Annotated in this window: 28 protein-coding genes and 7 pseudogenes; 14 read left to right on the top strand and 21 right to left on the bottom strand. The window is 70.4% G+C overall.

The features are described from left to right. Positions 1 to 19 precede the first annotated feature (19 nt). The gene (locus CRP52_RS37865) at positions 20 to 346 is read right to left on the bottom strand and encodes a hypothetical protein (protein ID WP_143685915.1); all 327 of its coding nucleotides are present in this window, start codon (positions 344 to 346) and stop codon (positions 20 to 22) included. A gap of 1,064 nt (positions 347 to 1,410) precedes the next feature. On the opposite strand from CRP52_RS37865, the gene pspAA (CRP52_RS35035) reads away from it, so the two are divergent. The 3 genes and pseudogenes from pspAA (CRP52_RS35035) to pspAA (CRP52_RS40975) all read left to right on the top strand — a co-directional run. After that, positions 1,411 to 1,689 carry a PspA-associated protein PspAA gene (gene pspAA / locus CRP52_RS35035; RefSeq protein ID WP_097240895.1) on the top strand — a complete coding sequence of 93 codons (279 nt, stop codon included), beginning with the start codon at positions 1,411 to 1,413 and terminating at the stop codon, positions 1,687 to 1,689. 596 nt (positions 1,690 to 2,285) lie between these two features. After that, positions 2,286 to 2,429: a hypothetical protein gene (locus tag CRP52_RS38750; protein ID WP_179853140.1), complete on the top strand. Its 144-nt coding sequence runs from the start codon at positions 2,286 to 2,288 to the stop codon at positions 2,427 to 2,429. Between the two features lie 6 nt (positions 2,430 to 2,435). Next, a pseudogene (gene pspAA, locus CRP52_RS40975) lies at positions 2,436 to 2,540 on the top strand (PspA-associated protein PspAA); the annotation flags it as partial. Between the two features lie 33 nt (positions 2,541 to 2,573). Here pspAA (CRP52_RS40975) and CRP52_RS40180 read toward each other — a convergent pair. From CRP52_RS40180 to CRP52_RS40980, 3 genes and pseudogenes are all read right to left on the bottom strand, one after another. Next, entirely contained in the window at positions 2,574 to 2,696 is a 123-nt protein-coding gene (locus CRP52_RS40180; protein ID WP_257033214.1) for a hypothetical protein, read from the bottom strand. A 49-nt stretch (positions 2,697 to 2,745) separates the two neighbouring features. After that, complete coding sequence (locus CRP52_RS35045) at positions 2,746 to 3,162, bottom strand: hypothetical protein (RefSeq protein WP_097240896.1); 417 nt, start codon at positions 3,160 to 3,162, stop codon at positions 2,746 to 2,748. 367 nt (positions 3,163 to 3,529) lie between these two features. Then, positions 3,530 to 4,048 (bottom strand): annotated as a pseudogene (locus CRP52_RS40980) (hypothetical protein); the annotation flags it as partial. Between the two features lie 636 nt (positions 4,049 to 4,684). Here CRP52_RS40980 and CRP52_RS40185 point away from each other — a divergent pair. Both CRP52_RS40185 and CRP52_RS35055 read left to right on the top strand, forming a co-directional pair. Beyond that, positions 4,685 to 4,810, top strand: a complete 126-nt coding sequence (locus CRP52_RS40185) for a hypothetical protein (protein ID WP_257033208.1) — start codon at positions 4,685 to 4,687, stop codon at positions 4,808 to 4,810. Between the two features lie 77 nt (positions 4,811 to 4,887). After that, entirely contained in the window at positions 4,888 to 5,211 is a 324-nt protein-coding gene (locus CRP52_RS35055) for a hypothetical protein (protein ID WP_097240898.1), read from the top strand. Between the two features lie 195 nt (positions 5,212 to 5,406). Here CRP52_RS35055 and CRP52_RS41075 read toward each other — a convergent pair. The 9 genes and pseudogenes from CRP52_RS41075 to CRP52_RS35095 form a co-directional block, all read right to left on the bottom strand. Next, positions 5,407 to 5,535 (bottom strand): annotated as a pseudogene (locus CRP52_RS41075) (IS630 family transposase); the annotation flags it as partial. Positions 5,536 to 5,592: 57 nt separating this feature from the next. Next, positions 5,593 to 5,811: pseudogene (locus CRP52_RS41080) on the bottom strand (transposase); the annotation flags it as partial. Between the two features lie 156 nt (positions 5,812 to 5,967). Beyond that, entirely contained in the window at positions 5,968 to 7,254 is a 1,287-nt protein-coding gene (locus CRP52_RS35065; RefSeq protein WP_257033215.1) for a PP2C family protein-serine/threonine phosphatase, read from the bottom strand. A 785-nt stretch (positions 7,255 to 8,039) separates the two neighbouring features. Beyond that, positions 8,040 to 8,321, bottom strand: coding sequence for a hypothetical protein (locus CRP52_RS35070; protein ID WP_143685913.1), 282 nt, complete (start codon positions 8,319 to 8,321; stop codon positions 8,040 to 8,042). A gap of 1,279 nt (positions 8,322 to 9,600) precedes the next feature. Further along, entirely contained in the window at positions 9,601 to 10,161 is a 561-nt protein-coding gene (locus CRP52_RS35075; protein ID WP_306458936.1) for a hypothetical protein, read from the bottom strand. A gap of 162 nt (positions 10,162 to 10,323) precedes the next feature. Continuing rightward, positions 10,324 to 10,596 carry an STAS domain-containing protein gene (locus tag CRP52_RS38755; RefSeq protein ID WP_179853135.1) on the bottom strand — a complete coding sequence of 91 codons (273 nt, stop codon included), beginning with the start codon at positions 10,594 to 10,596 and terminating at the stop codon, positions 10,324 to 10,326. Positions 10,597 to 10,862: 266 nt separating this feature from the next. Next, a complete protein-coding gene (locus CRP52_RS35085) occupies positions 10,863 to 11,111 on the bottom strand; it encodes a sigma factor (protein ID WP_373560586.1) in 249 nt (82 codons plus the stop codon). A 128-nt stretch (positions 11,112 to 11,239) separates the two neighbouring features. Then, entirely contained in the window at positions 11,240 to 11,422 is a 183-nt protein-coding gene (locus tag CRP52_RS35090) for a hypothetical protein (RefSeq protein ID WP_097240902.1), read from the bottom strand. 38 nt (positions 11,423 to 11,460) lie between these two features. After that, a complete protein-coding gene (locus CRP52_RS35095) occupies positions 11,461 to 12,564 on the bottom strand; it encodes a mechanosensitive ion channel family protein (RefSeq protein WP_097240903.1) in 1,104 nt (367 codons plus the stop codon). A 229-nt stretch (positions 12,565 to 12,793) separates the two neighbouring features. On the opposite strand from CRP52_RS35095, the gene CRP52_RS35100 reads away from it, so the two are divergent. After that, positions 12,794 to 13,222 (top strand): SRPBCC family protein, encoded by a 429-nt coding sequence (locus tag CRP52_RS35100; RefSeq protein ID WP_097240904.1) that lies wholly within the window; start codon positions 12,794 to 12,796, stop codon positions 13,220 to 13,222. 36 nt (positions 13,223 to 13,258) lie between these two features. Further along, positions 13,259 to 13,627 carry a PRC-barrel domain-containing protein gene (locus CRP52_RS35105; protein ID WP_097240905.1) on the top strand — a complete coding sequence of 123 codons (369 nt, stop codon included), beginning with the start codon at positions 13,259 to 13,261 and terminating at the stop codon, positions 13,625 to 13,627. Between the two features lie 49 nt (positions 13,628 to 13,676). Here CRP52_RS35105 and CRP52_RS35110 read toward each other — a convergent pair. Both CRP52_RS35110 and CRP52_RS35115 read right to left on the bottom strand, forming a co-directional pair. Next, positions 13,677 to 14,527, bottom strand: a protein-coding gene (locus CRP52_RS35110) for an IS5 family transposase (protein ID WP_373560591.1) whose coding sequence is annotated in 2 segments (ribosomal slippage) — positions 13,677 to 14,191 and positions 14,191 to 14,527 — 852 coding nt in all. Because the reading frame shifts where the segments join, the coding sequence is not laid out codon by codon here. Between the two features lie 31 nt (positions 14,528 to 14,558). Continuing rightward, positions 14,559 to 14,859: pseudogene (locus tag CRP52_RS35115) on the bottom strand (hypothetical protein); the annotation flags it as partial. On the opposite strand from CRP52_RS35115, the gene CRP52_RS38760 reads away from it, so the two are divergent. Continuing rightward, the gene (locus CRP52_RS38760) at positions 14,831 to 15,148 is read left to right on the top strand and encodes a hypothetical protein (protein WP_121179532.1); all 318 of its coding nucleotides are present in this window, start codon (positions 14,831 to 14,833) and stop codon (positions 15,146 to 15,148) included. The pseudogene CRP52_RS35115 and the gene CRP52_RS38760 overlap by 29 nt on opposite strands. Positions 15,149 to 15,568: 420 nt before the next feature. Here CRP52_RS38760 and CRP52_RS35120 read toward each other — a convergent pair whose 3' ends face one another. From CRP52_RS35120 to CRP52_RS35135, 4 genes are all read right to left on the bottom strand, one after another. Next, positions 15,569 to 15,760 (bottom strand): hypothetical protein, encoded by a 192-nt coding sequence (locus CRP52_RS35120; protein ID WP_143685917.1) that lies wholly within the window; start codon positions 15,758 to 15,760, stop codon positions 15,569 to 15,571. Positions 15,761 to 16,118: 358 nt separating this feature from the next. Next, entirely contained in the window at positions 16,119 to 17,174 is a 1,056-nt protein-coding gene (locus tag CRP52_RS35125; RefSeq protein WP_097240907.1) for a LacI family DNA-binding transcriptional regulator, read from the bottom strand. A gap of 59 nt (positions 17,175 to 17,233) precedes the next feature. Continuing rightward, complete coding sequence (locus CRP52_RS35130; RefSeq protein ID WP_143685918.1) at positions 17,234 to 17,893, bottom strand: hypothetical protein; 660 nt, start codon at positions 17,891 to 17,893, stop codon at positions 17,234 to 17,236. 437 nt (positions 17,894 to 18,330) lie between these two features. Next, entirely contained in the window at positions 18,331 to 18,771 is a 441-nt protein-coding gene (locus CRP52_RS35135; protein ID WP_097240909.1) for a peptidase inhibitor family I36 protein, read from the bottom strand. Between the two features lie 806 nt (positions 18,772 to 19,577). On the opposite strand from CRP52_RS35135, the gene CRP52_RS35145 reads away from it, so the two are divergent. The 4 genes and pseudogenes from CRP52_RS35145 to CRP52_RS41085 all read left to right on the top strand — a co-directional run. Beyond that, complete coding sequence (locus CRP52_RS35145; RefSeq protein WP_097240911.1) at positions 19,578 to 20,663, top strand: GNAT family N-acetyltransferase; 1,086 nt, start codon at positions 19,578 to 19,580, stop codon at positions 20,661 to 20,663. 514 nt (positions 20,664 to 21,177) lie between these two features. Further along, entirely contained in the window at positions 21,178 to 21,597 is a 420-nt protein-coding gene (locus tag CRP52_RS35150; protein WP_031064648.1) for an ester cyclase, read from the top strand. Between the two features lie 10 nt (positions 21,598 to 21,607). Then, positions 21,608 to 22,729 carry a LuxR C-terminal-related transcriptional regulator gene (locus CRP52_RS35155; protein WP_097240912.1) on the top strand — a complete coding sequence of 374 codons (1,122 nt, stop codon included), beginning with the start codon at positions 21,608 to 21,610 and terminating at the stop codon, positions 22,727 to 22,729. 152 nt (positions 22,730 to 22,881) lie between these two features. Then, positions 22,882 to 23,984: pseudogene (locus tag CRP52_RS41085) on the top strand (IS701 family transposase); the annotation flags it as partial. Between the two features lie 46 nt (positions 23,985 to 24,030). Here the strand turns inward: CRP52_RS41085 and CRP52_RS35165 are convergent. Further along, a complete protein-coding gene (locus CRP52_RS35165; RefSeq protein WP_097240913.1) occupies positions 24,031 to 24,348 on the bottom strand; it encodes a DUF6221 family protein in 318 nt (105 codons plus the stop codon). 295 nt (positions 24,349 to 24,643) lie between these two features. Between CRP52_RS35165 and CRP52_RS35170 the strand changes: the two genes are divergently transcribed. Continuing rightward, complete coding sequence (locus tag CRP52_RS35170) at positions 24,644 to 25,426, top strand: alpha/beta fold hydrolase (protein WP_097240914.1); 783 nt, start codon at positions 24,644 to 24,646, stop codon at positions 25,424 to 25,426. Positions 25,427 to 25,537: 111 nt separating this feature from the next. On the opposite strand, the pseudogene CRP52_RS35175 reads toward CRP52_RS35170, so the two are convergent. Further along, positions 25,538 to 26,103: pseudogene (locus tag CRP52_RS35175) on the bottom strand (IS5 family transposase); the annotation flags it as partial. A gap of 316 nt (positions 26,104 to 26,419) precedes the next feature. Between CRP52_RS35175 and CRP52_RS35185 the strand changes: the two are divergent. Then, positions 26,420 to 26,797 (top strand): hypothetical protein, encoded by a 378-nt coding sequence (locus tag CRP52_RS35185; RefSeq protein ID WP_441349070.1) that lies wholly within the window; start codon positions 26,420 to 26,422, stop codon positions 26,795 to 26,797.

Here is a 26,797-nt window from a genome sequence, read left to right on the forward strand (position 1 = left end):
CACCTCCTAAGAGACTGTCTCAGTTGGCAGAGTGCGGGCTGTTATCTGAGATAAGTTTCGCCATCTGGTGATATCGCTGCCAGATACGTGGGTTGTCTTCCTCGGTGAGCTCGGGGAGAGCCAGTTCAAGATCTCGAAGCAGCGCTCTGACGGTGTTCACATGCCGTGTCCCGAAGGAATCGCGGTGGAACAGCCACGTGTGTATGCAGCCCGAGAGCCTGACGTCGAGTGTTGCGAGGTCGACGCCTGCCGGCTCAGCCCAGTTCAGCTGTTTGGGCCAGGGCTCGTTCCTGGATTCCTGCCACAAGCGGGACACCACGGCCTCGGGCTCATCAGTTGCAGGCATGGCGCTCATCATCGTGCAGCTGTTGCCGGCATGTCATCCGGGTTGTGGGCATCGTCGATAGCAGATCAGAGCGCCGGATGCCGACGAAGGCGAGGAAGTGTTCAGGTCGAGCAGACGGCCTGGGCACACCGCAGCCTCCTGGCACGGGAGGCAGCTGCCGGCCTCGACGCGGGAAGCTGCCACACCGTGGCCTGGGTGTGACAGCAGCCACACACGGGGATCCAGCCCATCCCCGCACACCACAACACGCGACAGCAGGACGCGAGCGGCGGCACGACAACCCGGCAGCCCCCGCCCAGCGGCTGTCGCGGGAGCTGTCGCGCCCAGACCACACAGGGAAAACCGGGTATCCGCCCGCGTCACACCACACGACACCACCCCACGCGACAGGCAACGCAACAGCCCCCACCCACCACCAGGACGGCGCCGGGGTGGTCTCCCGGACCACCACCAGAACAGCCTCCACGGCGGCCTGACGGCCACCCGGCCGTCCATCCGCAACAACGGTGTCCAGCAGCCCGGACGGCGGCACGCCAGGACGACGAACAGCAGCCCGGCCCCGGACGGCGGCGCAGTGAGCGGACACGACCACCGGCGGGGACGGCGGCCCGGCCTAGACGAAACCGAACACCAACCCCGCCACCACCCCCACCCGCAGATCCGACCAGAATTTCAGACCACCACCCGGCAGCCAATCCACCAAAACAACCCAACGGAATACCCGGCGAATTCAGACCTGAATGCAGGCCCATAACACCTCACCGACCCCCGGGCAGCCCCACCGAACCCCGACCCCACCCATCCACCACGTACAGTCACCAAACCCCGGACCACACCCTACCCCGACCCGCCGCTAACAGGTCCAACCAAAGGTCCAGACAACTTGGCCTACAAGGCCATTCCACGCCCCAACGACCAACAGGTCACACCCGACGGGCTCGTGCGGGTGAATGGTGTCCGCCACGCACCGGCCATGCCGACGTCCCCGCTGGAGGAGCGGTGGGATTGGGGAAGCGCTCCAAGCACTCCGGCCGAGGAGCGCCCCCACAGACGGGAGACCAAAAGTGATCGTTCGCATCATGGGCGAGGGCCAATGGAAGCTCACCGACCCCCACTTCGCCGAGCTGAACAAGCTCGACGACGAGCTAATCGAGGAGATGGAGAGCGGCGACGAGGAAGGCTTCCGGCGGGCCCTGGGTGCCCTCCTGGACGCCGTGCGCCGCCTCGGAACCGCCCTGCCCGACGACGCCCTGGAACCGTCCGAGCTGGTCCTGCCCGCGCCCGACGCCAGCCTGGACGAGGTCAAAGACATGCTCAGCGACGACGGCCTCATCCCCGGCTGACCAGCCAGATCGCCTGGCCCTGAACCAGTGTTCGGGGCCAGGCCGGGGGCGCAGCAGAGGAATTTGGCCGAATCGCCCCTACCTTTGGGCTACACGGCCGGACATCGTCACATTGGGATTTTGTCTCTCTAGCCCAGGAGTTGAAATGCGAGTTGCTTGTGCGCCGACCGGCCGCCGTCGCAACGTGGTTGCGCGCTAGGTTGCCTTGGCCGGTGTGCTGGGCCTTGCACCAACCGCGGCAGTGACACCCGCCCATGCCGTACCGGGGGATGGCGTCAAGATCTACAACGACAGCACCGAGCAGTGCCTTGACGTGCCAGGCATCGGGGACCCGAATTTCGGTGACCGTGTGGGGGTCTTCCGATGCAGAAACAGTGACAACCAGGTCTGGGAGGTGCACTTTAGCTCTGATTGGGCGGGCGACACCGCGTCGATCCCCCAGGCATCGGGGGAACCCTGACCTCGCCATTCTGGGCCTCTATAAGTGCATCCCGGGCGATGCCGACAATCAGATGTGGTAAGCTGTCCCGCCCGAGGATCTTGGGATCACGGGCTACCTGGGCTACCTGCTCGTGAACGATAAGAGCCGCAAGTGCTTGGACGTCGACGGCAGCGCCGCAGACGGCTCGGACAAAGGCCCCCACGTCACGTGGCTCTACGAATGCCGCGGCGCCGGTTGGGAGAACGCAGCCACCGACGACCATTTGTGGAACTTCTACGGTGGCATGTTCGAAAACTGAACCGCCCTGCCCGACGACGCCCTGGAGCCGTCCGAGCTCGTCCTGCCCGCACCCGACGCGAACATGGACGAGGTCAAAGACATGCTCACCGACGACGGCCTCATCCCCGGCTGCCCCAACCGTCTGACGCCGCCCGCTCCAGGCCTACGCCCAGCGGCCCTTCGCCGGATAGAGCTTGGCGTGCAGTAGCCGCTCCTCCCACCACAGGTCATCAGGGGCGCAGACCAGTGCGGCCATCTGCTCGCGCCTGGTCGGGACCGGCAGCATCAGCGGGCCCAAGTCCTTTGCGGCGCGGGCTGTACGCACTCGGGGCACTTCAGCCGGTCCGACGGGCCTGCTCCCGCAGCTCCAGCTGCGAGCCCTCCTTCCCCCCGATCGAGCCCCGGCACGCCCAGCACGGGCGCAGCGCGGCGTTGGCCGTGCGGGCTGCCTCCAGTTGTTCTTCGGCCTCCCGTTCCAGTCGTTCCTCACCTTTCTGGTGGCAGGGCCAGCAGCGGCCGCCGGGGCGGCGGGTCCACTCGGCCTGTCCCTGGCGGCCGTACTCCCAGGTGCTCTCCTGCTCGGGAACGTCGCCGCAGTTGATGCGGACCAGGGAGTCCATCGGCTCCTGGTGTGCCTTGTGCTCCTCGTCCTCGCGGGCGGCTTGGCGCAGGTCGTAGGCGGCCCGGTTGTTCGGGTTCTCCAGCGCCTCGATGAGGGAGTGCCGGCCCGAGCGGCCGAAGCGCCACCGCACCGGGCCGAGCGGCCCGTGGATGGCCAGTAGCTCCAGGGTGGTCGCGACGATGGGCAGCGCGTCGTCGTATTCGCGCCAGCCGTCGCCGTCGTTGTCGTCGCGGACCTCCCTGCACCACCGGCCTCGCCAGCAGTCGGCGGACAGGTCCGCGACGGCCTGCTGCCGGCCTGCCAGCGCGGAGGGGTCCGGCGTCGGTGACGATCAGCGCGACGGGCGGGTACCCGGCGCGGGTTTGGCCGGGCCAAGTGCGGCGCCACCAGTGCACCGTCCGATCGGCCGGCTCCCGGTCGACCAGCGCCAAGTCGTTGTCGCGGACCTTGGTGCGGAACAGCTCGCGGTACCGGGGGAACTTCGCGGCGACGTCGGCCAGGGCCATGGTCGAGCGGTCGGCCTCGACCATCAGGACCGGCACCCCGATCTGAGGGGCCTGCCACACACCGTCCGGGCGAACCTTGCGCCGGCCGCCCGGCAGCCGAACTCCACCTTGGTCGCCCAGGAGCGCACCGTGCCGACCCCGCCCGCGGCCCCGGGCGCGCTGCCGCCCAGGACGAACGCGGTGATCGTCTCGTTCACCGCCATCGCGTGCTGGGCGCCGGAGCGGCCCGCACCCCGGGCCGTCGAGCCTGAACGGCGACACCGGGACGGCGAGACGGCGCAGCGTGGCCGCGAGGCCGCGAGGCCGCGAGCGCGCGAGGGCGCGCCGTTCGGCGCCGGTGAAGCCGGTGCCGACGGAGCCGACGAACTGCAGGCGGCCGGGTTCGGCTTCGACGCCGGCCAGGACGGCCCGCAGGGTGTCGCCGCGGGGGCCGCCGGGCAGCCGGCCGCCGACCACGAGGTCGGCGGTGCAGAGGGAGGCCTGTGGGCCTCCGCATTCAGCGGCATGCATCAGACCTTGGAAACGATCCAAGGCAGGTCCCTGGTGACGACCAAGCCGCCGAGGCCAGTTGCTGCACCAAGCACCACCCGCCAGACCACCTGCTCGGCCCGGCGGCGGCTCCGAGCGAACCCCACGGAGGTAACCGGCAACTCCTTGCCGCCCCTTACGGTGACTCGGCTGCACCAGGGCCACCGCTCTTCCCTTCAGCGTTCAACTCCAGGCTGGAGCGGTGGCTTTCATGGTGAGGCTACACCTCGATCCCAGTGATTCTTAAGGCTGAGTATCGATTGGCCATGCCATCTTCAGACAGGAACGCCTTTTACCTTGGCGCCAAGGCTCTCTGGGGCTGTCGGCGATGCACGCTCAAGACAGGTGCCCATGAAGTCTCCCGAAGAAAAATCCTGACCACCGACCAGGCGGCCACGTCCAGGGGGAGGTTCGATGCCGACCGGGAGCTTCGGGAAGACCCGGTCAACGGGCACTGATTTCCGCGTGTCGGGGTGCCGTCAACGAGCGTGTCATGAGCCCCAACTGCGGGTGGTCTTTGGTCTGTTGTGCGCGTTGGTCTGGGTTTGTCCTGCCGTGCGGGGCCATGGGCGCAGCCGGTGGGCGTGGACGAGCTGGTGGAGCACTGGACGGTGCTCGATGATGAGGCGGGAGTGCGAGAGCATCCTGTTCAACAATGCCGCGTCGATCCTGGTCGCCGTCGAGGTCTCGGCCTGCGCCCGCGCCGTCACCGCCGAGGGCAGCCGTATCCGCGCCGGCCGCTGACCGATCAACAGCCGGCCGTGCCGACAACCCATGCGGGCGTCGGCACGGCCGTACACCCACCGCCCCGAAGGAACACCTTGCGACCCACCACCCGCATAGCCGCCACCCTGGCCATGCTCGCCGCTCTCACCGCCTGTGCCGGCACCGCCACACCCACCACGACGGCCACGGACGACAGCCCCGCCCTGCGGTGGGCCCGCACCCAATTCCTTCTCGCCGACCACGCCACCGGCAACACCCTGTGCCATGCTCGCGACATTGACGGCATCGAATCCGCCATCGGCTACGCGATGATCGACGCCCCCAACGACAACATCCCTGACCAGGACCGACGCGACGCGATGCGCCAGGTCATCACCGTCATGTGCCAGTCCCCCACCGCCTCGAAGACGCACCGGTGACCGACAACACCCCGCGCCCTGATCGCGACACACGTCCCGACATGCCGCCATAGCAGCCATAGCAGTGGGTCTGTCAGAGGTCTGGCCAAGGTGAGGCTGGTAGCCGCCTCACCTTGGCCGGACCCCCATCACGGCCGCTGACAGGCCGTGAGCTCGTTTGGAGCCGGTGACACGGTCGTTACTGACGTCGGCTCGTCAGGGTGAGGTTGAGGTGTCGAGATTCAGGCCTGTGCCGGCCATGAAGCCGTCGAGGGCGTCGGGTCGGAACTGCAGGCGCTTGAGCCGGTGACGGACGAGGGCTTCGAGTCGGTCGAGGGCCCAGGTGATCAGACCTCTCGCGTCGGCCCCGGCCTGCAGCTGGGTGAGGCTCCGGCTCCAGGTGCCGTCGCGCTGCCGGCGCCGGAGGAGGCCGTAGACGCTCTCCCACTCGCCGTGGTGTGCGGGATCGTTCCGCCAGGGCGCGCCGGTGCGCGTTCGCCGGCGTATGCCGTTGATCAGCCGGCGCTTCGACCGGACTGGAGGCCGCCGCGGCTTCTTGCCCACCGGCAACAACGGCTCCGGCCTGGCCCATTGCTCGCTCGTCAGATCTTCACACGCCACGAGTGGATCATGAAAGGCCTTGATCCACTGATAAGACAGGCCCAACCCGCAGACGCACCCGGCGAGCCTGGGCTCCTGGACGATGGGACGGTCCTGTGGCCGCTGAGGGAGCCGTCGCGCGCGGCTGTGGAATCCGGCAGACGTCGGCTCGGGTCCTCACCTGCCTGCCGGCGGCCGCGGCTGCGGGTGCCACTCGGTGAGCAGGATCGTGGCGTCGTCGCGCAGTTGCTGGTCCTGGTGGCGCAGGATCTGCTGGATGAGGCGGCGTAGGGCTTCCGGCGCGGGCAGGCCGTCGGTCATGGCGCGGACGACGGTGTCGGCCAGGCGGTGCTCGCCGAAGAGTTCGCCGCCGGGCGAGCGGGCCTCGGTGACGCCGTCGGTGAACATCAGCACCCGGTCGCCGGGCTGCAGGCGGGCGGTGTGGACCTGCGGCGGGGGAGCGGCGCTGTCGAGTCCCAGCGGCAGGTGCGGGGGTCGGTCGAGTGCGCCGGTCACGATGCGGCCCTCGCGCAGCAGTAGCGGTGCCGGGTGGCCGCAGTTGATCCAGTCCAGCCGGCCGGTGGCGGTGTCCAGGTCGGCGATCAGGCAGGTCAGCAGCCGGTCGGGGATCCACCGGGCCAGGGTGCGGTCGATTTGCTCGGCGATGTCGACGAGGCTGCCGCCGGCACGGCGGGTGGAGCGGCAGGCGGCGAGAGCCACGGCGCTGCAGCCGCCGGAGGCGAGGTCGTGGCCCATGGCGTCCAGCAGGGTCAGGTGCAGGAGTGTGCCGGCCAGGCTGTGGTCGAAGGCGTCACCGCCGATCTCGTACGCGGGTTCCAGGACGGCGGAGGACGTCACCGCGGTGGTGCCGATCGTCCGCGGCGGCACGAACGCCCAGAGCAGCTCCGCCTGCAGCGTCATCGGCCGGGTGCGTACCGTCTGGATCAGGACGTCGCTGCAGTACTGCTTGGTCGCGAGGATCATGGCCGTCAGGGATGCCAGGGCCTTGCACCGCACCAGCATCGCCGCATCCAGGACCGGGGCGGCCACCTTCAGGACGCCGATGCGTTCAATGCCGTCCACCAGCGGCAGCCAGCCCCGCCCGGTGTCCCTGTCCGCAGCGGTCTGTACGGACTCGGTGCGGTAGGCGCGGCCGGCCAGCGAGGTGTCGACCGCGATGGTCTCCAGCTGGACCGGCCTCCCCTGGACGAGGAGTTCGGCCTGGGCCGGGCCGGGCAGGGCGACCAGTTCGTGTTGCTGCACGTCCGCCACGTAGACACTCGCCTGGGACAGCCCCAGCCGCACAGCGGTTTCCTGGACCAGCCCCGCGATCTCCGACGGAGCGATGCGGTGGGCCGCGGCCAGCACGTCCGCGAGAACCTCGCCCAGAACGGAGTCCTCGACAGCCACCCGTCCGCCCTCGCCGTAGATCGCGCCAGCCGCCGCGGCACTCGTCCTCATCATCGCGCCGCGTTGCCCGGCAGTCCGGTACCGACGCACGGCCCGGCCGGGTGAACGGCGGCCGCGCTGCGCGTCGGCCGGGTGTGACACGGCGCGGCCACGACGGCGAGAACAGCACAGCACCAAACCGTCCCGCTGGACAACGACGACGACGGCCGGCGCCAGTACGACGACGAGCCTTCCTCGCCCACCCGCGCTCCCCGCCGGTGCGCGTGCGCCGGGCGCCGTCGAGCCGATGGCCGCCCTGTCCAAGGCCGGCCACACCCAGTCACCGCTGTCGCTGTGCCCCCACGACACGCTCGTGCGCGAGGCCCGAGAGGCCGGCATCGGGCACTTCTCCACCCGGATCGAGGGCCGCACCGGGTCCGGCGGCACCAAGGCCGCCCCGCTCGCCGCCCACCTCCACGCCACGGCCTCACCGGCCAGGGCCACCGGGTACTGCCGGTCGGCGACGCCGTCGACGACACGGATGCCGCCCACGCCAACGACGCTCACGCGGTGCTGCACACCGGCGGGCTGCACCATCCCGGAGAACACCGACAACCGGGCGGCGAAGCTGTCCGATGGCACGGTGGCGACCTTCCGGGAGCACGGCGGTGCGCGCGGGCCGTGGACCGCACGCGGCGGCTCCCCGGGCGCGGCGAGCCAACCGACAAGGCCAACCGACAAGGCCAACCGACAAGGCCAACCGACAAGGCCGACCGAAAAGGCCGACCGGCCGGAGGGAGCGGCACGGTCCCGTCGTGGTCCGGCCCCGAGCGGGACCACGACGGGACCGGCCTGGCCTGTCAGTACGAGGCACTGGTGGCGCAGCGGCCGGTGTTCCCGTTGCACACGACGACGTACGACGTGATTCCGGCGTCCAGGAGTTCTGCGGTCCACTGCGTGGCACCCCGGGTCGACGCGCCCGAGTGCCCGCCGTTCGATTGCCGGAGCTCCACGCTGCAGTAGTCGCCCATGGTGGAGGTCACGTAGCCCTGCACGTGGTCGTGCCCGCTGTAGAACGAGACCACCATGCCCCCGGCACAGCCGGAAACGTCGGCCGTGTAGGCGGTGCTGGCCGACGCCATCCCGACGCTGAGGCCCAGACCGGCGGCGGTGGCGGCGACGAGAGCGCCGAGGCGGACGGCGGTGCGCTTCCTGATCCGGGGCCGTGGGGCAGTGTGGCGGCCGGGTGGGTCCTTCGGCGACAGCGACGCCGCGGCGCACACCGGCCGCCGGGCCCCCACCCGCCGGGCCCCAACGCGCGCGCCCCGGGAAGCACCCGGCGGCGGAGGCCGGGCGTGACCGCCGTCCGGACAACGGCGTTCGCGCTGGTGCCGGCGGTGGTGCGCAGCCGCGCGAAGGCGGGGCGCCCGGCGGCGGCCGGTGGTCACCCCGGGTGACTGCCGACGGCGGAACGGGCGCCGAGGGCGGGCGTTCCCCCGCCGGAGCGGATTCCTGCCCCGGAGCTCCGGGGCAGGAATCCGCTCCGGCTCAGTCCGGCGGTTCCGGTGTGCGGGGCTCGCCCGGTTCCGGCGCCGCCGGCTCGGGACGGGGCAGGGCGGGAGCGGGGTGCTCCGGTTCCGGCGGCGGCACGGGCACGCCTGGCGGAGCCGGGGGATCCGGCACCAGCGGGGGGCCGGACGGGCCGGCTGGGGCCGGCGGACGGGGTGTGGCCCCGAAGGGCGGGGCAGGGTCAGTCACCGTGTGCTCCGTATCGTCGTCGGGCCGGGCTCTCGGACGGGCCGACCGCTGTGTGCGTCCGGGTGCCCCCGATCTGCGGATTCATGCCTTCCGCCCGGCCCCGCCGCCGCCGCCGCCGCCGCCGGAACCACCGATACCCCGGAGGCGCTCGCCGCTCACGTGGTCGAAACCCCCCTCGACGACCCCGGCCCCACGGAAACACCGGCAGGGCCGAAACACCGGGGGCCGCCCGGGATGCCCCGCCTCCCCCGGCTCAGCCCCGTCGCTGACCTGCTAGTATTCCTCTCGTCGCGGGAGAGGGTGATCTCCCGTCAGGCGTCAGCGGTGCTACCAGAGCACGCCCTACTTTCAGTAGGGAGAGTCCGTGCGACCCGGGCCTGGCGCTCCACCATCGGATGAGGTCCGGTGCCCGAATCGGGCACCGGACCTCATCCGTGTTCGCTTGCCGGTACCGGCACGTGGTACGTCAACTCGTCGGGCAGTCCGACTCGAGGCCAGTTACGCCGGCACTGCAGAGCAACGCGAACCAGCCCCGCAGATCAGCAAGAGCCCCGAAGGGGGGATGAGCCAGCCCCGGACCTGACATCACGTCACCCGCACCGGCATCAGCGGCGCCGGTGCTGCCCATCCCGCGGGGCGCATCACGTCGGCAGGCCGGTCGCCTCACGCGACCGGCCTGCTCTTCTGTCTGTTCGAATCCTTGGAGGGAGCCTTTCGAGGGGACTGCCAGCGTGCGGCGTGCTCAGCGGCCCGGGGCCAGGCGGTCGACGTCAACCTCGGCCCAGACGGTCTTGCCCTGGCCGTGCCGCTCGGCGCCCCAGCGGTCGGCAACGCGCTCGACGATGAACAGCCCATGACCACCGGGAAGCCCCGGGTGGTGCGGGCGGCGGGAACGGGCAGGGCGGTGGTAGCGTCGCTGACCTCGATCCGCAGCCGCGCCCCAAAGGCCTGGAGGACGAGCTCCAGCGGGCCGTCGGCGTGCATCATCGCGTTGGCGATGAGTTCGGCCACGAGCAGCAACACGTCGTCCACGACGTCCGGGTCGACGCCGGACGCGGGTGCGGCCCACGACCAGTCGGCGAGCGTCTGGCCGGTGAACTCACGGGCACGGGCGACGGGTCGGGGCAGACCGGCCAAGTACAGCCGCCGCCGCTGGCCACCGGGCGGCAGCAACGTGCCAGCGTCGGACCGGTCGCCGTCGAGGGTGCCCCGGCTGGTCGTCATCTGCGGGTACCCCTTCCCTCTCTGCGGTGACGGATCACCCGGACGGCTTCCCACCGGTCCTCGGATTATGTCTCTCCCGCCCGGATCGGTCGCCCCTCCCAGCCGGATCGGTCGCCCTCCCGGCACCCGCAGCCATACCAGGCACCGGACACCGAGAGGACGTCATCCCACAAGAGCAGCACGAACCGACGCGTGGACGGAGAAAACCACCTGCGCGCCAGTCAGTTCCAACACACGCCTCACCGCCGAGGCAGGGGCAGCCAGCCGGAACTCGACGCCCACCGCCTGCGCCGACAAGCGGGTTCCCAGCAGCAGGTTCAGGGCGCAGGAGTCGCAGAACCCGACACGTTCAAGGTCGACCACAAGCACCGGCGGACGGACACCGACGAGCGAGGTCAGCGCCTCCTCGGCCAGTGCCAGGATGTCGATCTCCAAGTCTCCCACCCCCGTGCAAACGACTGCCTCGGCGTCCGCCGCCAGATATCCACAAGGACCCCGCCCACGGCAGACCCGACCGCGGGCGGGCGGGCGGCCCTCGGAACGATGATCTACGACCCGTTCTCGGCCGCCATCGTCGTGATGGTCCCCTCCGAAGTGCTCTGCGAATGCTCTTCGACCATACGCAGCACACGACGGCCGGCCAAGACGCTGCGGCGCCCGGCCCAACCCCTCCCCCCGAGCCCCGCCCCCTCAAGCGCAGGTCAGACCCTCGCCCAGCTCGGTTGCGGTCGGCGCCCGGTCCAGCTGCTGGGACAGCTGTTCCTGCGCCTTGGCCAGGCCGATGCGCAGTTCCTGGAGCCGGCGGGGACGTGGACGGCCCAGGTGGTGTCGCGGAAGTGGCGGCGGACCTCGCCGAGGATGGTCGGCAGCGCGAAGGTGGTGAATCCGACGCCGTGGTCGGGGTCGAAACGGTCGATGGCCTTGATCAGGCCGATCGCACCGACCTGCATCAGGTCTACGCGGAGGTGGCGCTGCGAGCCGAAGCGGCGGATCGCAGCGCCACCAGCGAGAGATTCAGCTCGATCAGGGTGGACCGCACGCAGGAGTACTCCCGGGAGCCCTCCTCCAGGCCGGCGAGTCAGCGCAGCAGGACCCGGGTCAGCTCCCGGCCGTCGGCGGGCGCGACCTCGCGCCGATCCCCGATGGCGAGGCCCTCGGGCGGGAGCGCCCCGGCGGCGCCCCCGCCCGGAGCCTCGTCGCCTGCCCTGCTCGGGGGGCAGGGGCCCGCGGGAATGAGGAGTTCATCACTGGGCGCAGCCATGTCGATCCTTTCCTCTCTTCGGGCCGGTCCCCGTCCCGTTACCCGATGTCGGTGGATCGATGCCTCTGCCGCCTGTGAGGGTCCGGCGACGAAGGGCCGGGTTCGGCGTGCGGGCCAGGCAGCTGGCTGACGGACACCCGGGGCAGCGCGTGCGGGTGGTTCTCACGGATGTAGGCCACCAGATGCTCACGGAGCTGGCAGCGCAGTTCGAAGGCGTCATCGGCATTGGCCGACGTCGCCAGGGCACGGACCACGATCGTACTAGGCGTGGTATCGACGACCTGCAAGGCACTGCCCTCACCGTCCCAGAGCGGATTCATCGCGAGGAAAGCGTCGAACTCCTTCCGCAGCACAGCGACCGGGGTGCTGTGGTCGAGGTGGAGCAGGGCTGTGCCGGTGATCCGGCTGGTCCGGCGGGACCAGTTCTCGAACGGGCGGCCGGCGAAGTACGACATCGGCATGACCAGGCGTCGCTGGTCCCAGGTGGCGATCACGACGGAGGTGAGGGTGATCTCCTCCACCGTGCCCCACTCGCCGGCCACCACCACGACGTCGTCTATCCGGGCCAGGTCGCCGAAGGCCATCTGGATGCCGGCGAACAGGTTGGCGAGGGTGCTCTGCGCCGCCACACCGGCCACCACGCCGACCAGGCCGGCGGAGGCGAGCAGGCTGGTGCCAACTCCGCGGACGGCGGGGAAGGTCATGAGCATCGCCCCCACCGCGATCAGGGCGATGGCGGCCTGGCAGATCCGGCCGAGCAGGCCTGCCTGGGTACGGGCGCGGCCGGCCTGGGCGGGGTCGCGGCGGCGGACGGCAAGGTGGACGGCGCCGTCCACGAGCAGTCTGACGGCGCGTGCGGCCAGCCACGCGCCGGAGCAGATGGTGGCGAGGAGCAGCACGTGGCGCAGAGTGTCCTCGGCCGCGGGTGCGGCGCCGATCCACGGCAGCGCACCCAGCAGGAACCCGCATCCGGTGACAGCCAGCATCGGCCGGCGACAGCCGCGCAGCAGTCTCGGCGTGCCGCTGGTGGGCCCGTGGGCGGCCAGCCGCCGCGCGACGAGCTCCGAGGCACGGTTCAGCCCGTACGCGGCGAGCGCGGCGGCCGTGGCCACCACGAGCAGGCGGACAGCACTCCACCACACCGACCGGCTCCTTCCTCCCGTACGCCGGGGCTGCTGCCGCCGACCCGGACCGCCTGCCCGCTGCCACCGCGTTCAAGCGCCCTCTTTCTGCTCGAAAGGTGACGGGTGGTCGGCTGACGGACCGTCGTGGGCCGCTCCGGAACCCGGTGCATACACCGCCGTTGCGGGGGCAGGCGAGGGGACCGGCGGCCCCGCGGAGGTGGCCGCACCGGTCTGTGGAGGAGGAGCGATGGCTCGGATCGAGGAGTCCGTCGAGGTACACGCGCCGCTTCCGGCGGTGTACGAGCAGTGGACGAGGTACGAGGAGTTCCCGGAGTTCATGCGCGGGGTGGTGAGCGTCGAACGGACCGGCCCCGGCGCCACCCACTGGGTGATCGACGCCGTGGGTGTGCGCCGGGAGTTCGAGGCCCGCACCGTCGAAGCCGTTCCCCGCGAGCGGGTCGCCTGGGAGAGCGTGGCCGGCGACCTCCGCCAGGCCGGGGTGGTGACCTTCCACCGGATCGACGAGGGCACCACCAGGCTCATGGTGCAGCTGGAGCTTGAACCGCCCGGGCTGCTGGAACGACTCGTCGAGGCGCTGGGCTTCGTCGACCGTCGGGTGATCGACGACCTGAGGGACTTCAAGGACCACGTCGAGTCGGAGCGCCGGGCCGCCTGACCGGTCCGGCGTACGTGCGAGAGAGAGGAGACACCGATGAGTGAGGGCATCAACATCTGGGAGTTCCGCGACACCGCCGGCCACACCGCCGGCACCGACCTGATCGGCTTCCACGTGGAGGCCACCGACGGTCACATCGGCAAGGTGGACCGGCTGTCCGAGCACGTCGACGCCCAGTACCTGGTCGTGGACACCGGGCCCTGGATCTTCGGCAGGCTCGTGCTGCTCCCGGCCGGCACCGTCGTCCGCATCGAGCTGGGCGAGCGGAAGGTGTACGTCGACCGGTCCAAGGACGAGATCAGGAACAGCCCGCCGTACGACCCCGGTACGCCCGAGACCGTGCCCGCCCTGCGCACTCCCTTCGCGCTCTACTACAGCCCGTTCTACGGCGGCCGCATCCCCTGACCGGCGCGGCCCGGCGCCCTTGGACCCCGGCTAGGGCCTTTCTTTTGGATCAGTGGGCGGACCAGATGAAGATGCCCGCAATGTGGAGTCCGGCCGTGAAGACGGTGGCGGTCTTCTCGTAGCGGGTAGCCAGACCGCGCCAGTTCTTCAGGCGGTTGATGCACCGCTCGACGGTGTTGCGCTGCTTGTAGGCCTCGCGGTCGAAGGCCGGCGGCCTGCCTCCGAGTCGGCCCTTGCGTCGGCGGTTGGCGATCTGGTCCGAGGGCTGCGGGATCACGGCCCGGATCTTGCGTCGCCGCAGGTGCTCGCGGATGGCTCTCGACGAATAGGCGCGGTCCGCCAGGACCATGATGGGCCGGGTGCGCGGCCGTCCGACCGGTCTGGGCACGCGCAGGGCGGCCATGACATGCTCGAACGCGGGCGCGTCGCCCGCCTGGCCGGGCGTGAGGACAAAACACAGCGGGCGGCAACGGCCGTCCGCGGCGAGGTGGATCTTCGTCGTCAGCCCACCGCGGGAACGCCCGATCGCATGGTGGCCGGGTTCGTCGGCCGGGGCCCCTTTTGACGGGCCCCGGCCGCATTCTGGTGCGCGCGCACAATCGTGGAGTCGACCGAGACGACCCAGTCCAGATCGCCCTCCGCGTCGGCCTGGGCGAGCAGGGCGGTGAAGACCCGCTCCCACGTGCCGTCGATCGCCCAGTTCCGAAGGCGGGTGTAGACGCCCTTCCAGGAGCCGTATTCGGCGGGCAGGTGCACCCACTGCGAGCCGGTCTGGAACTTCCACGCGATCGCGTCGATCACCTCACGGTGATCGCGCCACCGCCCGCCCCGCTTCGGCGTCCGGTCCGGCAACAACGGCTCTATCCGCGCCCACTGCGCGTCAGTCAACGGCACGACCAGACCAACGATCCGATGATCGGAAAGAAACGCCCTAGGGGATGCGGAGGGCGAGGAGCGCGACGTCGTCCTCGTTGTCGGTGGGGCGGACCCGTTCCAGGAGCAGGTGGCAGAAGGGGTCCAGCGGCCGCTGGGCGAGGGCGGCGGCGTGCCGTCGCAACTGGGCCAGGGCGGTGGTGCCGTCCGGGCAGGGTGAACGCGTCGTACCAGTCACCGCCCACCTGCCAGGCGTGCGGGTCGGGCAGGTAGCGGGCGGTCATCTGGAGGCCCGGGACGTTGGGCAGGTGCGGCAGCAGGTGCCGCTGCATGGCCTCCGCGACGCGGCGCTGCCGCTGGAGGACGGTGACGCTGGTGGAGTGCTCGTATCCGAGGGTCACCGCGACGCCGGTGGAGTGCTCGTATCCGAGGGTCACCGCGACGCTGGTGGAAGCCTTCGCCCCGCCGACGCCGGGGATCTGGATGCCGGCCTCGGCGCTGACGGTCACCGTGGCGGAGGCCTTGAAGGTGTCGGTGCTGGTCTTCGAGATGCCGGTGGTGATGGTGTCGCCGACCTTCTGGTTCAGCGAGATGACGTTGTCAGCGCAGGCCACCAGCGAATGGGCCCGCCAGGATTCGATGGTGTAGAAGGGGGAGTTCCCCAGCTGCCACTGAAGGTCCCGGCCCGAGACCCGGATCGTGGCGAACGGCACTTTCACCGACCGGTACTTCGTCCACCCGATCTTGTCGGCAGGCCTGTCGTGGCTGGTCAGGGACGGCTTGAACGGGTCCTTGCCGATCTCCCCGGTCATGGGCAGCGCCACAACGTAGGGCGGCTTGCTGCCCTCAGTCGTCAGGGCACCACGCTTCCCAGCCCCGGCCCACTATCACCGGCCGGGTCACCACGCCGCCCGCCACCTCCTGCACTCTCAGGACCAGGCCGATCCCGGCGGCTCCGGGGTTGCCCGCGGGCCGTAGGACACACAGAGCACCCCGCAGTCAGAAGCGTGCAGGAGGAACCGCTCCAGTTCGGCCGTATGCAGGCGGTCAACTCCCTTCCCCAGAGCATCACCTGAGGTCCGTGGGCAGCGTCGACCGCGACGCAGTACAGCCTGTCGGCGATGAGTAGCCATACACGGCAGGCGCCGCAGGCTCGGTCCCGAACTCGACGCCCAGGGTGCCCGGCTCCCACGGTTCGGCCTGGAACCTGCGCAGCTCGGTCATGCCCGGCAGCACTGCGATGGCCTCGGCGATCCGCATGCCGAAACACACTGGCCCGACGCCTTCCAGAGGCATCAGCTCCCAGACCGCCCGCGCCGGCCTCGCCACAGCATCCCGAAGCTCTGCCGCCGCCATCCGTCACCCGTCCCATCCGCCCGAGCCTCCCCGACTCCCGGGGCTCCATCACCCCGGAATTACACCAGGTTCAAGATCGTTCACGGAACTCGCGCCAGAGCCAACTCCTACTGTCCCTTGACAACGGCGACCGCCTGTCCCTTGACAACGGCGACCGCCGCCCTCGCGGGCCTCGCGGTCATCGCCGCGGCCACCACCTGGGCACTGTGGCCCGCCGTGCACCGCCCGCCGCGTCAACGAACCGGCTCGCCGTCCCGGCAGGTCATCCCAGGCCCGGTCCGACAGGCTGCCCGGTGGAGGCGCGCGGAACGAGGACGGGCCGAAGTCGCTCGGAGGCGGCCGGCTGACCGGCGATCAGCCGCAGCAACTGCCGGACCGCCCGCCTGCCCTGTTCGGCCATCGGGGAGCGGACACTGGTCAGCGGGATCGGCAGCTCGGCGGCGAGCGGGGTGTCGTTGAAGCCCGCGAGGGCGAGGTCCTGGCCGACCCGCAGGCCCAGGTCCCGGGCCGCCCCCATCGCGCCGATGGCGGCGAAGTCGTTGACCGCGAAGAGCGCGGTGGGCCGGTCGGTACCGCGCAGCAGGTCGGTGGCGGCCTCGCGTCCGCCGCGCGTGTCGAAGCGGCACTGCCGGACGCGGTACGCGGGCAGGGGAAGCCCGGCCTCCCGATAGCGCTCGACGAAGCCGGCGGTGCGGTCGGCGCCGGTGCTCGCGAAGGCCTCTCCGGCGATGACCGCGACGTCCCGGTGGCCGAGGGCCAGCAGGTGCTCGGCCACCAGCCGCCCGCCCAAGTGGTCGTCACAGGTCACGGCGGTCAGGTCGGTGGCGTCCCGGGCGTGCGCGGCTCGCCGGTTGACCAGGACGAAGGGGACCGCGCGCAGGGCCGGGTCGCGCAGCGCGGCACCGTCCAGGTGGGCGTCGCCGATGATCACGCCGTCCACCCGGCGTCCGAGCACCATGGTGAGGCGCTCGCGCTGCGTCCCGGGGTCGTCGTGGGTGTTGGTGACGAAGGTGGACAGGCCGTGCCGGGCCGCCTCCTCCTCCACACCCTCGTAGATGGTCGCGACGACGATCTCCGACAGGCGTGGGAACAGCACGCCGATCAGGTTGCTGCGGCGGGTGCGCAGGCTGGTGGCATGCGGGTTGGGCCGGTACCCGAGCTCCCGGGCGAGCGTGCGGATGCGGTCGGCGGTCGCTCCGGAGGCGGCGCGGCCGCGCTCGCCGGCCGGGCCGTTGAGGACCCGCGAGACCGTCGACACGTGCAGCCCCAACTGTTCGGCGATGCCCTGCAACGTCGCCGGACGGCCTTCACTCGCCATGCCGACTCCCCCTTCCCCGCCCGGATGTCCTTCCCCCATTCTCGGGGACGGTCAGGAGTTCACGAGCCGTTGCCCGCCGTCAGGTACGGCAGGGACACCAGGGTGACGATTATCGCGATCACGGCGATGACGGCGAGGGCGGCAAGGAGCCCGAACAGGAGCGGCCGGGCGACGGAGAACGGCAGCCGCAGACCCGGGTAGGCCGTGCGCAGGGCGCGTGGCCTGCTGTCGCGCTCGGGCGCCACGGCGATGGTGAACCCGGCCGGCCGGAACACCTTGTCGTCCAGGGTCTGCCAGTCCCAGTGCTCGGCGCGCAGCAGCACCGCGGTCTCCTGCGCCGTCCCGGACACCACGAGAAGCACCGACCCGCCCTTGGACCCGAGCACCGGGTGGGCGGTGGCGGCGGTCGGCCGGACCGAGGCGGCTCGGCCCCGGCGATCGATGACGGTCAGTCGGCCGTCGGCGTAACGGACCCGCTGGCGACGCGACCGCTGCCGGCTGGACAGGCCGAGCCACGCCACGGCCGACCCGGCCACCAGCACGACGATGAGCACGCCCGGCAGGGCGCCGACGCCGTCCAGGGCGGCCCGCACGACCACCCGGCCCGCGGCCAGCAGCAGGATCAGGCCGACCACCGGACCTGCGACGACCAGCCGCCGGTAGGTCTGCCGTAACGGCAGAGGACGCAACTCCAGCTCAGACAAGGCTTCTTGAGTCATTGACACCCCTTTCGCAAGGGATCAGGATGCCGGTCCCAAACGTTTGGGTCAATGGGAAGGCCAAAGGTTTGGGTTGCCCCGGACGGCAGCGCCGGACAGGGGGTTCGAAACCGAATCTCGCTCTCGGCCTGCGTGTTCTGCCAGGGCGACTTCACCGCGCTCAAAGCGGTCCGGCAGAACTACTGCAGCCCCCGCTGCCGCAAGGCCGCCGAGCGCGAGCGCGATCGCCGGCGCGACGAAGACCGTGCTCTCCGCCTCGGCGAGCCCGCTCGACGCGGGCCGGCGGACTCGACGAGCTTGAACACCATCGCGAGCGCGGCCGCCGGGCGTCACCGGTGGACCGGGCGTCGCCGGCACAGCTGTTCCAGCACTACGCCGAATACCGGCCACACCGAACGCTCGACCAGGTGCGCCGCGACAATCCGTGCCCTGAGTGATCACCGAATCCGATGAGATCCGGTGTCTGCACGTTCGCGGAAACGTGCGTCGAGAGGGCGCCAGGAGAGGCATTCGCCGTTGTTGCCGCCGTTGTTGGAGAAGAAGTAGTGCTCGTACAAGTGGATCTCCTCCCCGACCCGGTTAACCGCGGACTGGGCGGAGTCGTTGCCGTCGAGGGCAGTCGCGCCCAGGTCGTAGACGGAATTCTTGAACATCCAGACTCGACCCTGCGGTTTGTTCACGTTGAAGCCGGCGAACTCAAAGAGGCAGTAGTAGCCCGGCGCACAGGAACTGGACCGCTCTTGATGACCGCGCGTACGTGCGGGGGGGTGGGGGTGGCGGCCGCCGCCGGCAGGGCTCCGGTCAGAAGGAGTGAGGACACGGCGGTGGCCACGGACACAAGACGTCGCACGGGTGATTTCGGTCGCGCCTGGGGCAATCGGAGACGTTCATGAAGACTGGTAGCACGTGATGGTATGTAGACGAATCCATTTAGAGAGCGAGTCCGCGGACGTCAGGCGGTCGGCGGAGGCGTACCGGCGCCTGGCACGGTCCGTCCTAGACACTGCGACGGACCGCGGCGGCCGGGCAAGGGGCTGAGCGAGGAGCCGCCGGCCGAGTCCGCCTGGCTGGAAGAGGCTGGGCGGCAAGCGGCCCACGCCGTGTGAGGTCGAGAAGGGCCTCGCTGTTGGGCGAGGGCCAGGGTGACCGGGCGGATGGCCCCTCGCGGAGGTGGCCGGCGCGCGACGATCAGCCCGCCGTCCTCCACCGGCTGCAAGACGGTGACGAACACCGACGCGGGCAGCCACGAGCACGTGTCGAGGCGGCGCAGCGCGCGGTAGCGGTAGGTGCCCCGGGCCCAGGACAGCAGCAACGCGTCCGTCCTGCCGTACTTCGCAGCGGTCCAGCCGGCGGCCAACGGAGAGCTCCGCGCGACCGACGCGATCACCGCCTTCGCCGCCGACCACGCCACACTGATCCACCCAATCCTGGGGACCTTCCACGACTGCGGAAACCCGGACTCCACGCCGCCAACAGCGCCATCATCCTGACTCTCTGACGAGGCCCGGAGAGGCCCGCATCCCTACTGGCCCACTTCGCATGCACGGCACTCGCCCGACGCCATCGCCTCGCAAGCCACCTTCTCCTCCAAAGCGCCGGGACGACACCAGGCCCACCGAATAGTGCCCTGCGTGCGCGGGTACCCAGATTCCCACCTGCCCGCTGTTCCCACCCGAAGGACACCATGGACTACCCCTCGAAGCCGCCGGTGTCCCTGCTGCGCCACGGCGCCGACGACGCCGTTGCCCTGCTCGATTCCCTCGCGGACGTCTGGGCCGACGCCCACACAGGAAACGACGACGTCGCCGCGGCCGGGTTTACCCCCGAGACCCTGCAGCGGCAGATCACTGCCCACACTCAGCACGCAGGCTTCACCCTGATCGTGGCCTCCTCGGCCGGCCAGGACATCGGTTTCGCCTACGGTTTCGCCTGCACCCCCTCTTACTGGTTCGGCGAACAGCTCCTGCCCACCATCACGGAACAGGCCCGCGGCACCGAATCCCTCGCCGGGATCTGCGAACTCGCCGTCCGCACCCGCTTCCAGGGGCGAGGAATCGGGACCAGTCTGCACGCCGCGCTCCTGGAAGCGCTCCGCACCGAGTGGGTGTCCCTGCTGGCCATGCCCGGCGACGAAGACGCCCAGCGGCTCTACCGCCGCCTCGGGTACCAGTACGCCGGGCCGTACGCCGCTGGGCCCGACGGCCCGGTCCTGGACCTGCTCCTGCTCCGGACTCAGAAGAGCACCATCAGCAGTACCCCGACGTGGCTGCGCGAGCACTGGCCGAGCGAGCTGTCCACGCCGCGCCTGCGGCTGCGCCCCGTCGAGGCACGCGATGCCGAACTTCTTGAGAACCTGTGGACCGATTCCGTGGTCCGCCGCTTCCTGGGCGGCCCGGTCCCGGCCGACCGACTCGGCGCGCGCCTGGCCGGTGCCGCAGGCCGGCCAGGCCACTTCACCGTGGTCCTGGCCTCGGACGAACAGGCCGTAGGCCGTGTGACCCTCGACGAGGACCACCGCGCACCAGGCCGGGCCGAGGTCTCGTACGAGTTCCTCCCCGCGTACACGGGCCGGGGCCTCGCGGCGGAAGCGGTCGGCGCCGTACTCCGCTGGGGCCGACGCACCCTACCCGACCATCAGCTGACCGCCGTGACCCAGGCCGCGAACGTCCGATCGCGCAACCTGCTGCAGAAACTGGGACTCGTGGCCACCGAGTACCTCGTCGAGTACGGCCAAGACCAGGTCCTCTACACCGCCGCCCCCGGAAGGTAGACGTCGAGCGTCCCGGCACTGCGACGGGTTCGCCTGCACCGCACCACGTGACCTCGGTGCCGGGTCGCCCTGCTGTCCCCGATCAGCGACCAGACCGAAACCGAGCTGCGCTTCGGCTACGGCGCGAGGCCGACCGCCAGGGCGCAGCGGGACGATGAAGCCGCGCAGGGCGGCAGTGAGCAGCACGAAGGCGGCGGCGGCCGCAGGGGTGGCATGGCGTGGACTCAGTGACCGTTGCTCTATCGAGCTTGGTGGGCGTGAGTTCGAGTGGCCGACTCGGTCGGGTGATCTTCTGGCCGGTCGGGCATGAAAGTGGGGCCTCCCGCACAGCTCGTGCGTGTCGAATCCAACCGAGCAACAGGAGGCCCCTGGTGGTGAGGTCTTTCGTGCCGTGCACGCGGCCGGCATACGTCCGTATTCGAACATCTGCTCGATTATGGGATGGGGAGTCCGTGTCGCAGAACCCCAGAGTTCTGGGGTACCGCACGGATCGGGAGAGTCGAAGACTGCCGGTATGGACACCATCGAACAGAACAAGAGCACGGTCACCGCGTTCATCGACGCGCTCTTCAGCAAGGGTGACCTGGGGGCCGTGGACGAGTACCTCGCCGAGGACTTCGTCAACCACGACCCGCCGTTCGGCGGCAGCGCCGATCGCGAGGGGATGCGCCGGGCCGGAGCGCTGTTCCGGGCCGCCTGCCCCGACTGGCACAGCGATCAGGACCTGGTCGTCGGGGAGGGCGACCTGGTGGTCGAGCACTTCACCGCGAGCGGTACGCACCGCGGCGAGCTGCTCGGCGTGGCCCCCAGTGGTCGACCACTGACGCTGCCCGGGATCAACATCTTCCGGCTCCGCGACGGACGGATCGTCGAGCGGTGGGGCCGCCTCGACGAGCTCGGACTGCTCCGGCAGCTCGGCCTGGCTCAGGAGTAACGTCGGTCCCATGGCGGTATCACCGGTGGAACGCCGCACGGCCGGAGTCGTCGACCGCTGCTACGCCGGGTCGGACCCGGCCCGGCTGCGGGCGGAGGTGCTGCCGCGCCTGCGGCGGCTGGTCCCCACCGACGCCGTGTTCTTCGCGACTGTCGACCCCGCCTCCCTGTTGTTCACCTCCGCCGTGACGGAGGACCCGCTGGCCGGTGAGACTGCCCGTTTCCTGGAGAACGAGTTCGGCCGGGCCGACGTCAACAAGTTCGCCGATCTGGCGCGGTCGGCCGATCCGGTGGCCACCCTCGACCGGGCGACCCGGGGCGAGCGCGCGGCCAGTCCCCGTTACCGGGAGATCATGGCGCCGCTCGGGCTCGGCGACGAGCTCCGGGTGGCGCTGCGCCTCGGCGGCTGCTGTTGGGGCGTCCTGTGCCTTCACCGGGAGCAGGCGGACTCCGGGTTCGGCGACGAGGACCTCGCGGTGCTGCGGGCCGTCGCCCCGCACCTGGCCGAGGGGATCCGGCGCTCGGTCGCCCTCGGCTTTGCCGGTTCCACCTCGGCTCCTCCGCGCGCCGCCGCCCCCGGCGTCCTGGTGTTGGACGCCGGATCGGTGCTCCTGTCCGCCAGCGAGGAGGCCCGCGACTGGCTCGCCCGGCTGGACTCGGCCGACTTCCCGGCCGGAGAGCTGCTGCCGATCGCCGTCAGCGCGGTGGCCGCGCGGCTGGCCCGACTGGAGCAGGGGCCGGTCGACCGGGTGCCGCCGCCCTCGGTCCGGGTACGCGACCGCTTCGGCGAGTGGTGGAGCGTGCACGCCACCCGGCTCACCGGGCCGCCCTGGCCCCAGACCGCGGTGATCGTCGAACCCGCGCCACCGCAGCAGCGCTCCACGCTCCTGCTCAGCGCGTACGGGCTGAGCCCGGCGCAGAACAGGGTCGCCACTCTGGTCCTGCGCGGCTGCTCGACCCGCGAGATCTCGGCGGAGCTGTGCATCTCGGCCAACACCGTGCAGGAGCACCTCACAGCCGTCTTCGACCGGCTCGGCGTCCGCAGCCGCCGGGAGCTGGTCGCGCTCGCTCTGGCGGGCGCCGGGGGCAAACGGCCGGCCCGCCCCGGAGCCGACCGCCGGGCCTGGCCCTAGTACTCCAGCAGGACTTCGACGTTTTGCCTGATCAGAGGCTATACGTGGTGAGTTTCGTGAGCTGATGGCCATCAGGGGTGCTCTTTATGAGAACGCCCCTCGATCGTGTGCAGGCGACGTGGGTAGTGACAGCGGCGGGGCAGCCTCCCGACGTGATCAACGAGCCCGCCGCCGCGACCTGGGACGATGAACTCGAAGAGCTCTTCCTCCGAGTCGGCCACCGCTTCAGCCGCGTGGAACCACGCCGCCGGATGCGCGACTACGTCAGCGGCCTACTCGGCCCGGTCGGCCGCAAGAACGGCTGGCAGCCGGCCGAATACGCAGGCCACGCCACCCCCGACGGACTCCAGCACCTGCTCGCCGGCTCCCGCTGGGACGCGGACCAGGTCCGCGACGAGCTCCAGCACTACGTCGCCGAACGCCTCGGCGAGGTCGACGGAGTCCTGATCATCGACGACACCGGCTTCGTCAAGAAGGGCAGCACCTCCGCGGGCGTGCAACGCCAGTACTCCGGCACCGCCGGCCGCACCGAGAATTGCCAGATCGGGGTCTTTGCCGCCTACGCCACCGGCCGCGGCCGAGCCCTGGTGGACCGCGAGCGCTACCTTCCCAAGTCCTGGACCGAGGACCGCGACCGCTGCCGCGCCGCGAAGATCCCCGAGGACCAGGACTTCCACACCAAGGGCGACCTCGCCAAGGCCCTGGTGCTGCGCGCACTGGCTTCCGACCTGCCCATCGCCTGGGTTACCGCGGACTCGGCCTACGGACAGGAAGGGCGCTTTCGCCGACTGTTGGAGCAGTCCGGTGTCGGCTACGTCTTGGCGGTGCCCAAGTCCCAGTTCAGCGTGGGCTGTCCACGCATCGACTGGCTATCCACGCATCGACTGGTTGTTCACCCAGGCCCCGGCCGAGGCCTGGCAACGGATCTCCTGCGAGGACGGCGCCAAGGGGTCGCGCGTCTACGACTGGGCGGCCATCCAACTGCCCGCCGTGGCAGAGTTCGACGGCCAGGACGAGACCCTGATCCGCCGGCGATGGGCGCTGGGCCGCCGCAGCCTGAGCAAGCCCGACGAGATCGCCTACTACCTCGCCTACACAACTCGACACAACTGTCGCGCAGTTGGCGCGGATCGCCGGGATACGCTGGGCGATCGAGGAGTGTTTCCAGGCCGCCAAGAACGAGTGCGGCCTGGACCAGTACGAGGTCCGCCGTTACACCGGCTGGATGCGGCGCATCACACTGGCCATGCTCGCCCCGCGCAGCCTCTGATCAGGCAAAACGTCGAAGTCCTGCTGGAGTACTAGGGCAGCGTCCGAGGGCGCCACTCCTCACGGTAGCCGGGGGTGTCGTGGTAGATCTGGGCAAGGAGTCTGACCGCCGCTCCAAGACCGGCGGCCCGGCCGGCGTCAAAGTCTTTGCTGGTGGCGGCCGTGTCCGGCGAGTCGAGATGTGCAACCGGCGCGTAGAGATCTGTGACCGCGCGAACCATGTCGATCATGGGGATCGTGCTGTCGAGGTGCACGTCCGTGTCGGGGGGAGCAAGCGACGTGATCATCACGACGTTGTGCTCGTCCGCGTCGAGTTTCGCTCGCACGAACTGGATGAGGCCATCGTTCATGGCGATCATCCTGACCGACGGCCGCGCGGTGCGTGAAGCCCTGTGTCTGGCACCGCACGCCCGGTGGGATGGCTGTTGAGCAGGGCGGTCAAGCTTCAGTGGCAGAAACGCGCGTCGGTCGGCGTTCGGTGGCAATCGGTCAAGGTCCAGTGGCACGGGACAGTGACCTGGCGGACTCCGGGCCGAGCCATGCCGCCCGGTGGTCCCGAAATATTCCGGACTCTAATATTGGATGCACATATCGACGTCGCACGTGTACGCATGACGCGGATCGCAGCGCGTTGAGGAGGCGGCTGTGCGGGCACCTTGGGAGACCCTGGTCGCGGGGCCGGCCGATGCGGAGCGATCGGTTCTGCTCCTGCCGGGCGGATCCTGCGCGGCACGGTCGTTCGACCTGGTGATGGCCGAGCCGGCACTGTCCGGTGTCCGCCTCGTGGCCACGACGCTTCCCGGCAACGCCGGCGCGCCGCTGTCGGAGGACGTGACTGTCCCCGCGCTGGCCCGTCGCGCCGGCGAGCTGGCGCAGGAGCACGACTGCGACGTGGTTGCGGGATTCTCGCTCGGGGCGACGGTGGCTTTGGAGATGGTGCTGGCAGGGCGGTTCCAGGGCCCGGTCGTACTGCTCGGGATCAGCCTGACGACTGCGGACGAGTCCAGGTTCTTCCGGACCGTCGTACGGGCATCTCAGAGGGTCGGCAGCTGGCCGACGGCGCTGATGATGGGGCTCATGCCACTCATGGCGCGGTCCGCCAAGACGCCTCAGGCGCACAAGGACGAGCTGATCGAGGACTTCAAGCAGAACAGGACCGCCGATGTGGTCCGTGTGACCGGTGATTATCTCGACTACCTCGCCACGGGCCGGGACCCAGCCACCGAACTCGCCGCGCTGGACACCCCTGTGTGGATCGTCCACGCCGAGAAGGGGGACGGCGGGCTTACCAGTGCCGAGCGTGCCACCCTTGAGTCCGCTCCCCACGTCACCGTGGTGACGATCCCTGGCGCAGTGTTCCTCCTGCCGGACGTGGCGCCGCGGGAGACCGCCGAGGTCATCGCCGCCGCCCTCGCACGTGCGACCTGACTGGGCGATCGTCGTGCCATCAGGGGATGAAGCAGAGGATCGGCACGTGCCTGAACAACCCCCGGATATCCGTGAGGTACCCGGGCTGAACCGCTACATGCCTTAAAGGTCCTAACAAAGGCGTTGGACGTGTCGGTGGGTGATCAGGCAGGTGGCGAGGCCGAGGAAGGCCTCGTGGATGTCGTCGCGTCGTTCCCAGCGGATGCGTAGGCGGCGGAAGCCGTGGAGCCAGGCGATGGTGCGCTCGACGACCCAGCGGTATGCGCCCAGGTTGGAGCCGTGGGGTACTCCGCGTCGTGCGATCAGCGGTTTTATGCCCTGCTTCCACACCAGTCGCCGGTATTTGTCGTGGTCGTAGCCCCGGTCGGCGAGCAGGACGTCCGGTCCGTGCCGTGGCCGGCCGACGAGGCCGGCCACGGCGGGGACCTTCGCGAGCAGGAGCAGCAGCTGGGTGACGTCGTTGCGGTTGCCGCCGGTCAGCGACACCGCGAGCGGGATGCCCTGGCCGTCGACGAGGATGTGGTGTTTGCTGCCCGGTCGCGCGCGATCGACCGGGCTCGGTCCGCTTTTGGGCCACGCCGAGCGGCCCGGACATGGGTGGAGTCGATCACCGCCCTGGACCAGTCGAGCTGCCGGGCGGACCGCAGCTTTCGCAGCAGCACCGGATGGAGAGCTGGAGCGGTTCGAGACGGACGTGCTGGCCGGCTTTGTGCTGGCGCGGGCCTCGGCGGGGCTGACGGACGGCACGATCCGCGGGGACGTCGGGCACCTGGAGCAGGTGCGGACCTGGTTCGGCCGCCCGTGTCGGCGTACGAGTCAACATGCACCACCTCGTACGAGTGACTGTGCGCCAGAGTTGATGCGGTGAACCGCTGTTGTCCGTGAGCCTGCTGTCGTCGGTTTCGAGCGGCAGAGAGGCGGTTGACAGTGGTCTTGGACCCGCATCGCTGGCTGGAGTTGAGGCGATATCGCGCGCTGTACGACTCCGGCGCGATGAGTCAGCGGCAAATCGCGAAGGCGACCGGGCTGAACCGCCGCACGGTCGCGAAGTACCTCTCAGGCCAGGTCCCGGCGGCGCCTCCACAGCGGGCACCAGGTGCCCTGCCCCGGCCGCGGACGGTCGACGAGGTCGCCCCGCTGATCGACGCGATACTGCGCTCCGAGGTCCTCCTCAAGGGCACGGTGATCCACGAACGGCTGGTCCAGGAGTACGGGACCGCCATCAACTACCAGCGGATCAAGATCTACTTGCAGGAGACCAGGCCCCGGATCGCCGAGGAACTCGGCATCAACCCGGCGAACTCGCGGGCCTGCATCGACGCTTCGAGAGTCGTTCCCGGCGCCCAGGCCCAAGTGGACTGGGGCGAATGA

Origin of the sequence: Streptomyces sp. 1331.2 (assembly GCF_900199205.1) — a bacterium.
Taxonomy (GTDB): domain Bacteria; phylum Actinomycetota; class Actinomycetes; order Streptomycetales; family Streptomycetaceae; genus Kitasatospora.

What these genes read in the sequence shown, in the direction of transcription:
- CRP52_RS35185 (WP_441349070.1), top strand. Translation starts at nt 26,420, where the DNA reads ATGAGTCAGCGGCAAATCGCGAAGGCGACCGGGCTGAACCGCCGCACG.
- CRP52_RS40185 (WP_257033208.1), top strand. Translation starts at nt 4,685, where the DNA reads ATGATGAGGCGGGAGTGCGAGAGCATCCTGTTCAACAATGCCGCGTCG.
- CRP52_RS35105 (WP_097240905.1), top strand. Translation starts at nt 13,259, where the DNA reads ATGAGTGAGGGCATCAACATCTGGGAGTTCCGCGACACCGCCGGCCAC.
- CRP52_RS35085 (WP_373560586.1), bottom strand. Translation starts at nt 11,111, where the DNA reads ATGCAGGTCGGTGCGATCGGCCTGATCAAGGCCATCGACCGTTTCGAC.
- CRP52_RS38760 (WP_121179532.1), top strand. Translation starts at nt 14,831, where the DNA reads ATGGCCTCCGCGACGCGGCGCTGCCGCTGGAGGACGGTGACGCTGGTG.
- CRP52_RS40180 (WP_257033214.1), bottom strand. Translation starts at nt 2,696, where the DNA reads ATGCTGCCGGTCCCGACCAGGCGCGAGCAGATGGCCGCACTGGTCTGC.
- CRP52_RS35070 (WP_143685913.1), bottom strand. Translation starts at nt 8,321, where the DNA reads ATGGCGTCGGCCAGCACCGCCTACACGGCCGACGTTTCCGGCTGTGCC.
- CRP52_RS35165 (WP_097240913.1), bottom strand. Translation starts at nt 24,348, where the DNA reads ATGAACGATGGCCTCATCCAGTTCGTGCGAGCGAAACTCGACGCGGAC.
- CRP52_RS35065 (WP_257033215.1), bottom strand. Translation starts at nt 7,254, where the DNA reads ATGATGAGGACGAGTGCCGCGGCGGCTGGCGCGATCTACGGCGAGGGC.
- CRP52_RS35145 (WP_097240911.1), top strand. Translation starts at nt 19,578, where the DNA reads ATGGACTACCCCTCGAAGCCGCCGGTGTCCCTGCTGCGCCACGGCGCC.
- CRP52_RS35075 (WP_306458936.1), bottom strand. Translation starts at nt 10,161, where the DNA reads ATGACGACCAGCCGGGGCACCCTCGACGGCGACCGGTCCGACGCTGGC.
- CRP52_RS35120 (WP_143685917.1), bottom strand. Translation starts at nt 15,760, where the DNA reads ATGCGGATCGCCGAGGCCATCGCAGTGCTGCCGGGCATGACCGAGCTG.
- CRP52_RS35125 (WP_097240907.1), bottom strand. Translation starts at nt 17,174, where the DNA reads ATGGCGAGTGAAGGCCGTCCGGCGACGTTGCAGGGCATCGCCGAACAG.
- CRP52_RS35155 (WP_097240912.1), top strand. Translation starts at nt 21,608, where the DNA reads ATGGCGGTATCACCGGTGGAACGCCGCACGGCCGGAGTCGTCGACCGC.
- CRP52_RS35100 (WP_097240904.1), top strand. Translation starts at nt 12,794, where the DNA reads ATGGCTCGGATCGAGGAGTCCGTCGAGGTACACGCGCCGCTTCCGGCG.
- CRP52_RS35130 (WP_143685918.1), bottom strand. Translation starts at nt 17,893, where the DNA reads ATGACTCAAGAAGCCTTGTCTGAGCTGGAGTTGCGTCCTCTGCCGTTA.
- CRP52_RS35150 (WP_031064648.1), top strand. Translation starts at nt 21,178, where the DNA reads ATGGACACCATCGAACAGAACAAGAGCACGGTCACCGCGTTCATCGAC.
- CRP52_RS37865 (WP_143685915.1), bottom strand. Translation starts at nt 346, where the DNA reads ATGCCTGCAACTGATGAGCCCGAGGCCGTGGTGTCCCGCTTGTGGCAG.
- CRP52_RS35090 (WP_097240902.1), bottom strand. Translation starts at nt 11,422, where the DNA reads ATGGCTGCGCCCAGTGATGAACTCCTCATTCCCGCGGGCCCCTGCCCC.